Source organism: Pseudomonas sp. THAF187a, from assembly GCF_009363395.1.
GTDB lineage: Bacteria > Pseudomonadota > Gammaproteobacteria > Pseudomonadales > Pseudomonadaceae > Aquipseudomonas > Aquipseudomonas khazarica.
On record NZ_CP045349.1, the window covers coordinates 969,093 to 983,017 of the forward strand.

Here is a 13,925-nt window from a genome sequence, read left to right on the forward strand (position 1 = left end):
TTCAGATCTCCTGGCCGCGTTGCTTGTGCCAGGCACGCCCGGCGATGATCACCAGGGTAATGGCGGTCAGTGGCAGCGCATAGCCGATCATTGCGTCACCGAAGCTCTGGGCGAATGGCCGGCCGGTGGCGAACAGCACCACATAGAGGGTGTAGGCCACGTAGTAGGCGACGAACAGCAAGCCTTCCCAGCGGTTGATGCGATAGCCGCTGAAGAAGATCGGCAGGCAGGCGAAGGCCACGGCGATCATTACCGGGAAGTCGAAGGCCAGCGCGTTGGCGGCCACCGGGATGGCGTTCGGCGAGACCAGCGAGGCGAGGCCCAGGACGCACAGCAGGTTGAAGATGTTGCTGCCGACGATGTTGCCGACGGCGATGTCGCGCTCACCCTTGAAGGCGGCGATGATCGAGGTGGCCAGTTCCGGCAGCGAGGTGCCGATGGCGATCACGGTCAGGCCGATCACCAGCTCCGACAGGCCCAGGGCGCGGGCCAGTTGCACGGCGCCGTCGACCAGCAGGTTGGAGCCGCCCACCAGCAGCGCCAGGCCGGCGAGCAGCAGGCCGAGGTTGACGGCCCAGGCGTAGGGCTTGGCCGGCTCGTCGAGGCCGAATTCCTTGGCGAACTCATCGTCTTCGCCGCCCTTGTCCTTGCGGCTGCTGTAGATCAGGAAGACGGTGTAGGTGATCACGCCCGCGAACAGCAGGGCGCCGTCGAGACGGCTCAGCTGCCCGTCCCAGGCGAGTGCGTAGACCACCAGGCTGGCGCCGATCATGATCGGCACGTCCAGGCGGATCAGCTGGCGCGAAACGATCAGCGGGGCCACCAGTGCGGTGACGCCGAGGATCAGCAGGACGTTGGCGATGTTGCTGCCGATCACGTTGCCGATTGCCAGGTCGCCACTGCCGTTGAAGGCCGATTGCACGCTGACCGCCGTCTCCGGGGCGCTGGTGCCGAAGGCCACCACGGTCAGGCCGATCACCAGCGGGGGAATGCCGAACTGCGCGGCCAGTTTGGCGGCGCCGCGTACCAGCACTTCTGCGCCGGCGACCAGCAACACCAGGCCGGCGATCAGGTAGACGAAAGTCATCAGGGTCATTACAGGGAGGCTCCGAAAAAGTGCGGCTAGTGTAGCGATGGCGTCCGTGGCCGCCAGAGATTACGCAAGGTATTTGTTGCCAATTGTTCGTCAGTCCAGCGCTTGAAGCCGAACCGGCACCACGCCTGCACGCAGCATGTCCAGGCGCTCGGCGGCGGCACGGGAGAGGTCGATGATGCGCCCGCGCACGAACGGGCCGCGGTCGTTGATGCGCACCACCACGCTGCGCTCGTTGTTCAGGTTGGTGACGCGTACCCGTGTGCCGAAGGGCAGGGTGCGATGCGCGGCGGTCAGGGCGTGCTGGTCGAAACGCTCGCCGCTGGCGGTGCGCTTGCCATGGTGCGCCTGGCCATAATAGGAGGCCTTGCCGGTTTCGCTGCCGCCGCTACCGCCGAAGGTGGAGCAGCCGCCGAGCAGGACCAGCGCGCCGAGCAAGGCGCAGGTCTGTAGCCCGGATGCAATCCTAGACGTTGCGGGCTCCCGGATTGCATCCGGGCTACGGGTCATCATCGCGGTATCTCCAGATAGAAAGACGCCGGGCAAGCCCGGCGTCGTTTCGGTGGGTCGAGGCTCAACCTTCGAGCTTTTTCTTCAGCAGTTCGTTCACCTGCCCCGGGTTGGCCTTGCCTTTCGAGGCCTTCATGGCCTGGCCGACGAAGAAGCCGAACATCTTGCCGCGCTTGGCTTCGTCCGCTGCACGGTACTGTTCGAGCTGCTCGGCGTTGGCTGCCAGCACTTCGTCGAGCATCGCCTCGATGGCGCCGGAGTCGGTGACCTGCTTGAGGCCCTTCTTCTCGATCACCTCGTCGGCGCTGGCGCCTTCACCGGCGGCCAGGGCTTCGAAGACCATCTTGGCGATCTTGCCGCTGATGGTGTTGTCCTTGATGCGCAGGATCATGCCGCCCAGTTGCTCGGCGGACACCGGCGACTGCTCGATCTCCAGGCCTTCTTTATTGAGCAGGCTGGACAGCTCGCCCATCACCCAGTTGGCCGACAGCTTGGCATCGCCGCAAGTCTTCTCGACCGCTTCGAAGTAGTCGGCCAGCTCGCGGCTGGCGCTCAGCACGCTGGCGTCGTAGGCGGACAGCGCGAACTGGCTCTCGAAGCGCTCGCGCTTCTGCACCGGCAGTTCCGGCAGCTGGCCGCGCAGGTCATCGAGGAAGCTGCGCTCGATCACTACCGGCAGCAGGTCCGGGCAGGGGAAGTAACGGTAGTCGTTGGCTTCTTCCTTGCCGCGCATGGAGCGCGTCTCGTCCTTGTTCGGGTCGTACAGGCGGGTTTCCTGTACCACCTTGCCACCGTCCTCGATCAGCTCGATCTGCCGCTGAATCTCGTGGTTGATGGCCTTCTCGATGAAGCGGAAGGAGTTGACGTTCTTGATCTCGGCGCGGGTGCCGAAGGCTTCCTGGCCTTTCGGGCGCACGGACACGTTGCAGTCGCAACGCAGCGAGCCCTCGGCCATGTTGCCGTCGCAGATGCCGAGGTAGCGCACCAGGGCGTGAATCGACTTCACATAGGCGACCGCTTCCTTGGCCGAACGGATGTCCGGCTCGGAGACGATCTCCAGCAGCGGCGTACCGGCACGGTTGAGGTCGATGCCGCTCATGCCGTGGAAGTCTTCGTGCAGGCTCTTGCCGGCGTCTTCTTCCAGGTGCGCGCGGGTGATGCCGATGCGCTTGACGGTGCCGTCTTCCAGGGTGATGTCCAGGTGGCCCTTGCCGACGATGGGGTGATCCATCTGGCTGGTCTGGTAGCCCTTGGGCAGGTCCGGGTAGAAGTAGTTCTTGCGCGCGAAGACGTTACGCTCGCCGATCTCGGCGTCGATCGCCAGGCCGAACATGCAGGCCATGCGCACGGCTTCGGCATTGAGCACTGGCAGGGTGCCGGGCATGCCGAGGTCGACCAGGCTGGCCTGGGTGTTGGGCTCGGCGCCGAAAGTAGTGGCGCTGGCCGAGAAGATCTTCGATTGGGTGCTGAGCTGAGCGTGAATCTCCAGCCCGATCACTGTTTCCCATTGCATCTTTAGTGTTCCTCAATCCTGTGTGGCGTCATCCATCCCTCTCCCGGCGCTGCGCGCCACCCTCTCCCATGAATGGGAGAGGGGAAAAGGCTGCATGGCTGCGCCATGGCCTAGAAGCCGCTCGGAGCCTGTTGATGCCAGTCAGTCACCTGCTGGTACTGATGCGCGATGTTGAGCAGGCGACCTTCCTGGAAGTAGTTGCCGAGCAGCTGTACGCCCACCGGCAGGCCATCGACGAAGCCGGCTGGCATCGACAGGCCGGGGATGCCGGCGAGGTTGGCGGTGATGGTGTAGATGTCCTCGAGGTAGGCCGACACCGGGTCGCCACCTTTTTCGCCGAGTTTCCATGCCAGGTTCGGCGTGGTCGGGCCGAGGATCACGTCGACGTCATTGAAGGCAGCGACGAAGTCGTTCTTGATCAGGCGGCGGATCTGCTGCGCCTTGATGTAGTAGGCGTCGTAGTAGCCGGCCGACAGGGCGTAGGTTCCGACCATGATGCGCCGTTTCACTTCCGCACCGAAGCCTTCACCACGCGAACGCTTGTACAGGTCTTCGAGGTTGACCGGGTTCTCGCAGCGGTAGCCGAAGCGCACGCCGTCGAAGCGCGACAGGTTGGAGCTGGCTTCCGCCGGGGCGATCACGTAGTAGGCCGGGATCGCATGCTGCAGGTTGGGCAGGCTGATGTCCTTGACGCTGGCGCCGAGCTTCTTCAGCTCCTCGACCACGGCCAGCACCTTCTCGCCGATACGGGGGGCGAGGCCGGCGCCGAAGTATTCCTTCGGCAGGCCGATGCGCAGGCCGGCCAGCGGCTGGGCGAGGGCGGCCAGGTAGTCATCCACCGGCTGGTCGACGCTGGTGGAGTCCTTGGCGTCGAAACCGGCCATGGCACCGAGCAGCAGCGCGCAGTCTTCGGCGGTGCGGGCCAGCGGGCCGCCCTGGTCGAGGCTGGAGGCGTAGGCGATCATGCCCCAGCGCGAGACGCGGCCGTAGGTCGGCTTGATCCCGGTGAGGTTGGTCAGCGCCGCCGGCTGACGGATCGAACCGCCGGTGTCGGTGCCGGTGGCGGCCGGCAGCAGGCGTGCGGCGACCGCAGCCGCCGAGCCACCGCTGGAGCCGCCGGGCACGCGGCTGGTGTCCCAGGGGTTCTGCACCGCGCCATAGTGGCTGGATTCGTTGGCCGAGCCCATGGCGAATTCGTCCATGTTCAGCTTGCCGAGGGTCACAGCGCCGGCGGCGGCCAGTTTCTCGACCACGGTGGCGTTGTACGGCGCCTTGAAGCCGGTGAGGATCTTCGAGGCACAGGTGGTCAGCACGCCTTCGGTGCAGAACAGGTCCTTGTGCGCGATCGGTGCACCGAGCAGGGCGCCGTTCTCGCCAGCTGCACGGCGGGCGTCGGCGGCCTGGGCCTGGGCGACCGCCTGTTCGGGCGTGACGGTGATGAAGCTGTTGAGCTGCGGATCGAGCTGCTCGATGCGCGCCAGCAGGCTGCGGGTCAGTTCTTCGGCGGAGAATTGCTTGGCCTCGAGGCCCTTGGCTATCTCGGCCAGGGTCAGTTGATGCATGTCAGCCCTTTCCTTATTCGATGACTTTCGGCACGAGGTACAGGCCGCTTTCCACGGCCGGGGCGATGGCCTGGTAGGCGTCGCGCTGGTTGCCCTCGGTGGCCACGTCGGCGCGCAGGCGCTGGGTGGCTTCCAGCGGGTGGGCCAGGGGTTCGATGCCCTGGGTGTCGACGGCCTGCATCTGGTCGATCAGGCCGAGGATGTTGTTCAGGGTCTCGGTGGTTTGCGGAATATCGCCGTCATTCAGGCCCAGGCGGGCCAGGTGGGCGATTTTTTCCACCTCGGAGCGTTCAAGCGCCATTGGGGGGTCTCCAGTGGAAGTGTGACGGGGCGGGTGTCTGCCAATTGCTGCGCTCGGGCATCCCGCGTCGCCTGTAGGGAACGGATGTCGCGAGCCGGCGGTCAAAGGCCGCGATGTGCAGCTACAAGGCCCGGAAAAACAGGCAATCTACCATATTGCCGCCTTGCTCAAAATCCCTGCCGTTGTTAGAGTTTGCCGCACTTTTTTACCCACGCGTTGCCTAGGGTCCCTTCCTAATGTTCAAGAAACTGCGTGGCATGTTTTCCAGTGATCTGTCTATCGACCTGGGAACTGCCAATACCCTTATTTATGTGCGCGAGCGCGGTATTGTCCTGAATGAACCGTCCGTGGTCGCCATCCGCACCCACGGCAACCAGAAGAGTGTCGTGGCCGTCGGCACCGAGGCCAAGCGCATGCTCGGCCGTACGCCTGGCAACATCTCCGCCATCCGGCCGATGAAGGATGGCGTGATCGCCGACTTCAGCGTCTGCGAGAAGATGCTGCAGTACTTCATCAACAAGGTGCACGAGAACAGCTTCCTGCAGCCGTCGCCGCGCGTGCTGATCTGTGTGCCGTGCAAGTCGACCCAGGTCGAGCGCCGTGCCATCCGTGAATCGGCTCTGGGCGCCGGTGCCCGTGAAGTGTTCCTGATCGAAGAGCCGATGGCCGCCGCCATCGGTGCCGGCCTGCCGGTAGAGGAAGCCCGTGGCTCGATGGTCGTCGATATCGGCGGCGGCACCACCGAGATCGCCCTGATCTCCCTCAATGGCGTGGTCTATGCCGAGTCCGTCCGCGTCGGCGGCGACCGCTTCGACGAAGCCATCATCACCTACGTGCGCCGCAACTACGGCTCGCTGATCGGTGAAGGCACCGCCGAGCGCATCAAGCAGGAAATCGGTACCGCCTACCCGGGCGGCGAGATCCGCGAAGTCGACGTTCGCGGCCGCAACCTGGCCGAGGGCGTACCGCGCAGCTTCACCCTGAACTCCAACGAAGTGCTCGAGGCGCTGCAGGAATCCCTGGCGACCATCGTCCAGGCGGTGAAGAGCGCGCTGGAGCAATCGCCGCCCGAGCTGGCCTCGGACATCGCCGAGCGCGGCCTGGTGCTGACCGGTGGTGGCGCACTGCTGCGCGACCTGGACAAGCTGCTGAGCCAGGAGACCGGCCTGCCGGTGATCGTCGCCGAAGACCCGCTGACCTGCGTCGCCCGTGGCGGCGGCAAGGCGCTGGAAATGATGGATCGCCACGCCATGGACCTGCTCTCCACCGAGTAAGCACCTTCCGTGGGGCTCGCTGTCGTGCCGCCTCCGGGCGGCACGCGCATATTCGAGCATTGCAGTACACTCGCCTCAACCTTCGCCAGATCGGTTTGCCCTTCGCATGAATTCGCGCGCTTTCCGCCCTCGTGGCGCACAAGGAGCAGGTCATTAAGCCGCTCTTCGCCAAAGGTCCTTCGCTGGGCATCCGCCTGCTGGTGCTGGCGGTGCTGTCGGCTGCGCTGATGGTGGTGGATGCCCGCTTCGAGGCGCTCAAGCCGGTGCGCAGTCAGATGGGCCTGGTGCTGACACCGTTCTACTGGCTGGCGGACCTGCCGGTGCGGGCCTGGGATGGCGCGACCCAGCAGATTTCCTCGCGCAGCGAGCTGATGGCCGAGAACGAGAAGCTCAAGGCCGAGGCCCTGCTGCTGCAGCGCCGCCTGCAGAAGCTGGCGGCCCTCACCGAGCAGAACGTGCGCCTGCGCGAATTGCTCAACTCCGCCGCACTGGTGGATGACGAAGTACTGGTCAGCGAGCTGATCGGCGTCGATCCCAACCCCTATACCCACCGCATTCTCATCGACAAGGGCGAGAAGGACGGCGTGTTTCTCGGCCAGCCGGTGCTCGATGCCCGTGGCCTGATGGGCCAGGTGGTCGAGATCATGCCCTACACCTCGCGGGTGCTGCTGCTCACCGACAACACCCACAGCATCCCGGTGCAGGTCAATCGCAACGGCCTGCGCGCCATTGCCGTAGGCACCGGCAACCCCGAACGCCTGGAGCTGCGCCACGTGGCGGATACCGCGGACATCAAGGAAGGCGATCTGCTGGTCAGCTCCGGCATGGGCCAGCGCTTCCCGGCGGGCTATCCGGTGGCCACGGTCAAGGAAGTGATCCATGACTCCGGCCAGCCGTTCGCCATCGTTCGCGCAGTGCCCACTGCGGCGCTCAATCGCAGCCGCTATCTGCTGCTGGTGTTTTCCGACCGGCGTACCCCCGAACAGCGTGCCAACGACTCCGCCGTGGCGCAGGAAGCCGCCGACCGTGAGGCCGAGCAGGCGCGACAGGGCGAGCAGGCACCCGCGGATGGGCAGGCGCCGGCTGCGGACGCTGGCGCAGAGGAGACGAACTGATGGTTGGCGTGCAGCCTCGCAATGGCTGGGTGATCTGGCTCAGCCTCGCGCTGGGTTTGTTACTCAGTGTTTCGCCGTTGCCCGAGTTCATGCAGATCGGCCGCCCACTGTGGGTCGCGCTGGTGCTGACCTACTGGGTACTGGCCCTGCCGCACCGTGTCGGCATGACCACCGCCTGGGTTCTGGGCCTGGCGCAGGACGTGCTGTTCGGCACGTTGCTGGGGCAGAACGCGCTGATCCTGACGTTGATCACCTTCCTGGTGCTGAGCCTGCACCAGCGTCTGCGCATGTTCCCCATGTGGCAGCAGAGCATGGTGCTGATGGTGGTGTTCGGTCTGGCCCAGCTGGTTCAGCTGTGGCTCAATGCGCTGACCGGCAGTCGGCCGCCGACCCTGGCCTTCATCCTGCCGGCGCTGGTCAGTGCCCTGCTCTGGCCGTGGATCTGCGCCATCCTGCGTGGTCTGCACCTGCGCCTCAACGTCAACTGAGCGCGGCCCGCCGCACGGCTGGTCGCGGCTCGCCAACGGAGATACCCGCATGGCCGAGCTGTTCCTGGCCTCCGCTTCGCCCCGTCGGCGTGAACTGCTGGCCCAGATCGCTGTGCCATGTGTCACGCAAATCGCCTCGATAGATGAATCCCCGTTGCCAGCCGAGCCTGCTGCGGTCTATGTAGAGCGCCTGGCGCTGGAAAAGGCGCGTGCGGGGCTGCGTGCCCTGGGTGAGCGGGCCGATGCCGTGGTCCTGGGGGCCGATACGGCGGTGGTGCTGGATGGGCGCATTCTCGGCAAGCCGGCCGACTTCGCCGAGTCCCGCGAGATGCTCTTGAGCCTGTCCGGTCGCAGCCATCAGGTCATGACCGCAGTCGCCCTGGTGGGCGCCGGGCGGGAGTCGTCCCGGGTGGTGACCAGCGAGGTGAGTTTCCGCACCCTCGGTGAGGCGGAGATCGAGGCCTACTGGGCCAGTGGCGAGCCCTGCGACAAGGCCGGCAGTTATGGTATCCAGGGCCTGGCGGCGGTGTTCGTCAACCGTGTGCAGGGCAGTTATTCGGCGGTGGTGGGGTTGCCGCTGTGCGAAACTGCCGAGATGCTTGGCCAGTTCGGTATTGCCTGCTGGCAGTTGCCGGCGCAAGGGGGCGTCTAGAAACGCAGGGCGTTTCCAGCGACTCCCGAAAGCTTGAGTCCGCGGGGCGGCGTTATGGTCCGGCCGGCATGATCACCAGGATGGATGCATGAGCGAAGAGATTCTGATCAACATCACGCCGATGGAATCGCGTGTGGCCGTAGTGGAAAACGGTGTGCTGCAGGAAGTGCACGTCGAGCGTACGCAGAAGCGTGGCATCGTCGGCAACATCTACAAGGGCAAGGTGGTGCGCGTGCTGCCCGGCATGCAGGCGGCCTTCGTCGACATCGGCCTGGAACGTGCCGCGTTCATCCATGCCTCGGAGATCTCCACCCGCGAGGGCGCCGCGATCGAGCCGATCAGCGCGCTGGTGCACGAAGGCCAGAGCCTGGTGGTGCAGGTGACCAAGGACCCGATCGGCAGCAAGGGCGCGCGCCTGACCACTCAGCTGTCGATTCCGTCGCGCTACCTGGTGTACATGCCGCGCACCAGCCACGTCGGCATTTCCCTGAAGATCGAGGACGAAGCCGAGCGCGACCGCCTCAAGCAGGTGGTGGCCGACTGCGTGGCCGCCGAGGGGATCGAGGAGGCCGGTGGCTTCATTCTGCGCACGGCTGCCGAGGGGGCCGGTGCCGACGAGATCCTCATCGACATCCGCTACCTGCGGCGCCTGTGGGATCAGATTTCCGCGCAGGTGCAGACCGCCAAGGCGCCTTCGGTGATCTACGAGGACCTGTCGCTGGCACTGCGCACGCTGCGCGACCTGGTCAGCCCGCGTACCGAGAAGATTCGCGTGGACTCGCGCGAGACCTTCCAGAAGATCACTCAGTTCGTCGCCGAGCTGATGCCGGAGATCGCCGACCGCCTGGAGCATTACCCCGGCGAGCGACCGATCTTCGACCTGTATGGCGTCGAAGACGAGATCCAGCGGGCGCTCGAGCGCAAGGTGCCGCTGAAGTCCGGCGGCTATCTGGTGGTCGACCCTGCCGAGGCGATGAGCACCATCGACGTCAATACCGGCGCCTTCGTCGGCCATCGCACCCTCGAAGAGACCATCTTCAAGACCAACCTGGAGGCGGCCACGGCCATCGCCCGCCAGCTGCGCCTGCGCAACCTGGGCGGGATCATCATCATCGACTTCATCGACATGGAGGACGAGGAGCACCAGCGCCAGGTGCTGCGTACCCTGGAGAAACAGCTGGAGCGCGATCACGCCAAGACCAACATCATCGGCATCACCGAGCTGGGCCTGGTGCAGATGACCCGCAAGCGTACCCGCGAGAGCCTCGAGCAGATTCTCTGCGAGCCGTGCAGCGCCTGCCAGGGGCGCGGCAAGTTGAAGACTCCCGAGACCATCTGCTACGAGATCTTCCGCGAGATCCTGCGCGAGGCGCGGGCCTACCAGGCGGAAAGCTACCGGGTGCTGGCGAACCAGAAGGTCGTCGACCGCCTGCTCGATGAAGAGTCGGGCAACGTCGCCGATCTCGAAGCCTTCATCGGCCGCACCATCAAGTTCCAGGTGGAAACCATGTATTCCCAGGAACAGTACGATGTGGTGCTGCTCTGAGCGCCGCGAGCGCTGAGGTGAACGGCCTGGTGCGCCTGTTCACCACCTTGCTGCGCTGGGGGCTGGGTGTCCTTGCCGCGCTGCTGGTGCTGGCGGCGCTGTACGTCAGCCTGGGGCGCGAGCTGGTGCCGCTGGTGGCCGAGTACCGCCTCGAACTGGAGGACAAGGCTAGCGCGCAGCTGGGTGTGCCCGTGCGTATCGGCCGGCTCGAAGGGCGCTGGCAGGGGTTCTCCCCGGTGCTGCTGGCGCACGACGTGCGCCTGGGCGCAGAGGACGACGGGCTGAGCCTGGAGCGCGTACAACTGGTGCCCGATGTGCTGGCCAGCCTGCTGGCACGCCAGCCCCGCATCGCCCACCTGCAATTCGACGGTTTACAGCTGAACCTGCAGCAGGACGGCGAAGGGCGCTGGCATCTGCAGGGTTGGCCACAGCGCGGCGAGCGGCAGACGGATGTCGAGCAACTGTTGCGGCAGTTGCAGGCGGTGCGGCGGGTCAGCCTGTTCGACAGTCGCGTGGTGCTGCAGCCGCTCGATCAGGAACCGTTGCTGCTCAGCTACGTCAATCTGAGCCTGAGCTACGGCAGCAGCCGGCAGCGCCTCGACGGCCGCCTGCTGCTCCCCGACGGCCAGCCGGTCGCCCTGCGGCTGCGCACGCGCATGCAGCCCGAGACCTGGCGCGAGACGGAGTCCGAGCTCTACCTGAGCCTGCCGCAGAGTGACTGGGCAACGTGGTTGCCCAAGTCGCTGCTGGGCGACTGGCAGGTGCAGCGTCTGCAGGCCGGTGGCGAGCTCTGGCTGCAAGGGCACGGCCTGGCCCTTGATAAAGCTGCGCTGCGCCTGCATGCGCCCGAGCTGGTGGGCGGTCGGGTCAAGCGTGAAGCCGTGACCCTCAAGGACCTGGCCTTCAACGCCTTCTTCGAGCACGACGAGCAGGGCATGCGCGGGCAGATCGACTCCCTGGCCATGACCCATGGCGAGCAGCGCATCGGCGAGTTGCACCTGAACCTGAAACAACTCGATGGCGGCGAGACCGACGAGCGCTGGGCGCTGACGGCCGACCGTCTCGACCTGGCGGCCTGGGCGCCGCTGGTGCAGGCGCTGGCGCCCATGCCCGACGCGGCCCACGACGCCCTGGTCGCGCTGGCGCCCGTCGGCGTGGTCAACAACCTGTTGCTCGACTACTACCCGCAGCACCAAGGTGCGGAGCGCCTGCGCTTCGCTGCCAATCTGCAGCAGGTGGGCGTCCAGGCCTACCACGGCGCGCCGGCTGCCGAAAATGTCAGCGGCAGCGTCTCTGGCAACCTGTTCAAAGGCGAGTTGCGCCTGAACAGCGAGAACTTTGCCCTGCACCTCAATGAACTGTTTCCCAAACCCTGGCGCTATCGCCATGCCCAGGCCCGCCTGAGCTGGGACTGGAGCGAAGCCGGCCTGACCCTGTACAGCCCCTACATGCGTGTCGACGGCGAGGAAGGGCAGGTTGCGGGTGACATGCTGATCCGCCTGCTGAGCGATCCCGAGGCCGAGGACTACATGGACCTGCGTGTCGGTCTGCGCGACGGCGATGCGGCCTTCACCGAGAAGTACCTGCCGAGTCTCTCGCCCGGCATGAGCCCGGAACTCGATCATTGGCTGAAGACGGCGATCCGTGCCGGCCACGTCGAGGAGGGCTACTTCCAGTATCAGGGCTCGCTGCACAAGGGGGCACCGCTGGCGGCGCGCAGCCTCAGCCTGTTCTTCAAGGTCAGGGATGCCGAGCTGGCCTTCCAGCCTGGCTGGCCATCGCTGCGCGAGGGCGCAGGCGAAGTGCTGATCGAGGATGATGCCGTGCGGGTGCGCCTGCAGCAGGGGCGCCTGCTCGACAGTCAGGTCACGGACGTGGCCGCCAATATCCCGCTGCTGCATGACGGCAAGGCGCCGCACCTGTACCTCGATGGCGACGTGCAGAGCAGCCTGAGTGATGCCATCAAGCTGCTGCAGGAGGCGCCCCTGGGCACCTCGCAGATCTTCGCCGGCTGGCAGGGCGAGGGGCCGCTGGCCGGACGCCTGAAGCTGGATATCCCGTTGCACAAGGGGGATGCCCCGGTCGTGGTGGTGGACTTCGCCACCGAAGGCGCGCGTCTCAAGCTGCCCAACCCGGACCTGCAGCTGAGCAAGGTGAAGGGCGCGTTTCGTTTCGACAGTGCGGCGGGCCTCAGCTCGCCCGACGTGCGTGGCGAGGTGTTCGGGCGCCAGGTGCGCGGCAAGATCAGCTCCGAGGGCACGCGCGGTCAAGCCAGAACCCTGTTCGATCTGCGCGGGCAGGTGCAGGTCGACACCCTCAACAACTGGTTGAACGGTCCGCAGGCGCTGCCTGTCAGCGGCCTGCTGCCCTATCGCCTGCGCCTGACGCTGGATGGCGACGACAGCCAGCTGCGCGTCGATTCCAACCTGCTCGGGGTGAATGTGGCGCTGCCCGCGCCCTTCGGCAAGAGCGCCGAGCAAGAGGCCTATGCCGACTGGCGCATGACGCTGTCCGGCAAGGAGCGCCGCTACTGGGCCGACTATCGCGGGCTGGCCAGCCTGAACCTGGCAGCGCCGCCGACGGCACTGGCCGAGGGACGTGGCGAGCTGATGCTGGGCGGGGAGCCCGCCCGGCTGCCCACCAGCCAAGGCCTGCGTGTGCGTGGCCGCCTGGCCGAGCTGGACCTGGATGCCTGGAAACAGTTCATCGCGGATCACCCGCTGAAGGTGGACGCTGACAGCCAGCGCCTGTTACGCAGCGCCCAGCTGGATATCGGCCGTTTCAAGGGCTTCGGCCAGGAAATCGAGCAGCTCGCTGTCGGCCTCGAGCGAGAGTCTCAGGGCTGGGCGCTGCAGCTCGACAGCGCATTGGCGAGCGGACGGGTGGTGCTGGCGGACGCCGAGGGCGTACCCATCCAGGTCGACTTGCAGCATGTGAGCCTGCCAGCCCCAGCCGTCGATACGCTGACAACCGACGACGCCCCGGACCCTCTGGCGGGCGTCGACCCCCGGCAGATTCCGGCGCTGGATATCAGGATCGACCGCGTACAGCGGGGGGACAAGGTGCTGGGGGCCTGGTCGCTGAAGGTGCGGCCTGAGGCGCAGGGGGTTCGCTTCGACGATCTCGACCTCGACCTGCGCGGGCTGAAGATCGGTGGCAGCGCCGGCTGGCGTGGCACGCCAGGCAACCTCCAGAGCTGGTACAAGGGGCGCCTGCACGGCGATGACCTTGGCAAGGTGCTCAAGGCCTGGGATTTCGCGCCGAGCGTCACCAGCGAGAGTTTCCGGGTGGATGCCGATGGCAACTGGCCGGGGTCACCGGCGTGGTTCTCCCTCAAGCGCTTCTCCGGCAACCTCGACCCGTCGCTGCGCAGCGGCCAGTTCGTCGAGGTGCAGGGCTCGGCGCAGGCCTTGCGGGTGTTCGGCCTGCTCAACTTCAATTCGATCGGCCGCCGCCTGCGCCTGGACTTCTCCGACCTGCTGGGCAAGGGCCTCAGCTACGACCGGGTCAAGGGCAATCTGCAGGCGACCAATGGCCTGTTCGTCACGCAGGAGCCGATCACCCTGACAGGGCCCTCGAGCAACCTGGAACTCAATGGCAACCTGGACATGCGCAACGAGCGCATCGACGCCAAATTGCTGGTGACCCTGCCGGTGACCAACAACCTGCCGCTGGCGGCGCTGATCGTCGGTGCGCCGGCCATCGGCGGTGCACTGTTCGTGGTGGACAAGCTGCTGGGCGACAAGGTGGCGCGATTCGCCAGCGTGCAGTACGACGTCGACGGCCCGCTGCAGGACCCCAAGATCAGCTTCGACAAACCCTTCGAAAAACCGCAATGAAGCGCCGCCTTGGCGTACGCTGTCAGCACCGG

Annotated in this window: 11 protein-coding genes; 6 read left to right on the forward strand and 5 right to left on the reverse strand. The window is 66.1% G+C overall.

Annotated elements, in window-relative coordinates:
• Position 1: 1 nt before the first annotated feature.
• From FIV02_RS04395 to gatC, 5 genes are all read right to left on the reverse strand, one after another.
• Positions 2–1,096 carry a calcium/sodium antiporter gene (locus tag FIV02_RS04395; RefSeq protein WP_037046411.1) on the reverse strand — a complete coding sequence of 365 codons (1,095 nt, stop codon included), beginning with the start codon at positions 1,094–1,096 and terminating at the stop codon, positions 2–4.
• A gap of 90 nt (positions 1,097–1,186) precedes the next feature.
• Positions 1,187–1,606, reverse strand: a complete 420-nt coding sequence (locus FIV02_RS04400) for a septal ring lytic transglycosylase RlpA family protein (protein ID WP_152487919.1) — start codon at positions 1,604–1,606, stop codon at positions 1,187–1,189.
• A gap of 61 nt (positions 1,607–1,667) precedes the next feature.
• On the reverse strand, positions 1,668–3,116 hold the full coding sequence (gene gatB / locus FIV02_RS04405; RefSeq protein WP_152487920.1) for an Asp-tRNA(Asn)/Glu-tRNA(Gln) amidotransferase subunit GatB: 1,449 nt from the start codon (positions 3,114–3,116) through the stop codon (positions 1,668–1,670).
• A 110-nt stretch (positions 3,117–3,226) separates the two neighbouring features.
• Entirely contained in the window at positions 3,227–4,678 is a 1,452-nt protein-coding gene (gatA, locus tag FIV02_RS04410) for an Asp-tRNA(Asn)/Glu-tRNA(Gln) amidotransferase subunit GatA (RefSeq protein WP_152487921.1), read from the reverse strand.
• Between the two features lie 13 nt (positions 4,679–4,691).
• Positions 4,692–4,979, reverse strand: a complete 288-nt coding sequence (gene gatC / locus FIV02_RS04415; protein ID WP_037046429.1) for an Asp-tRNA(Asn)/Glu-tRNA(Gln) amidotransferase subunit GatC — start codon at positions 4,977–4,979, stop codon at positions 4,692–4,694.
• Positions 4,980–5,215: 236 nt separating this feature from the next.
• Here gatC and mreB point away from each other — a divergent pair, with 236 nt between their 5' ends.
• The 6 genes from mreB to FIV02_RS04445 all read left to right on the forward strand — a co-directional run bounded on the left by mreB (position 5,216) and on the right by FIV02_RS04445 (position 13,893).
• On the forward strand, positions 5,216–6,253 hold the full coding sequence (mreB, locus tag FIV02_RS04420) for a rod shape-determining protein MreB (RefSeq protein ID WP_013714086.1): 1,038 nt from the start codon (positions 5,216–5,218) through the stop codon (positions 6,251–6,253).
• A 200-nt stretch (positions 6,254–6,453) separates the two neighbouring features.
• Complete coding sequence (mreC, locus tag FIV02_RS04425) at positions 6,454–7,368, forward strand: rod shape-determining protein MreC (RefSeq protein ID WP_230622726.1); 915 nt, start codon at positions 6,454–6,456, stop codon at positions 7,366–7,368.
• A complete protein-coding gene (mreD, locus tag FIV02_RS04430) occupies positions 7,368–7,856 on the forward strand; it encodes a rod shape-determining protein MreD (RefSeq protein ID WP_037046434.1) in 489 nt (162 codons plus the stop codon). The genes mreC and mreD overlap by 1 nt, the downstream gene beginning before the upstream one ends.
• A gap of 49 nt (positions 7,857–7,905) precedes the next feature.
• Positions 7,906–8,508, forward strand: a complete 603-nt coding sequence (locus tag FIV02_RS04435) for a nucleoside triphosphate pyrophosphatase (protein ID WP_152487922.1) — start codon at positions 7,906–7,908, stop codon at positions 8,506–8,508.
• 88 nt (positions 8,509–8,596) lie between these two features.
• Entirely contained in the window at positions 8,597–10,054 is a 1,458-nt protein-coding gene (gene rng / locus FIV02_RS04440) for a ribonuclease G (RefSeq protein WP_037046445.1), read from the forward strand.
• A 17-nt stretch (positions 10,055–10,071) separates the two neighbouring features.
• Positions 10,072–13,893: a YhdP family protein gene (locus tag FIV02_RS04445; protein WP_152487923.1), complete on the forward strand. Its 3,822-nt coding sequence runs from the start codon at positions 10,072–10,074 to the stop codon at positions 13,891–13,893.
• Positions 13,894–13,925: the final 32 nt, after the last annotated feature.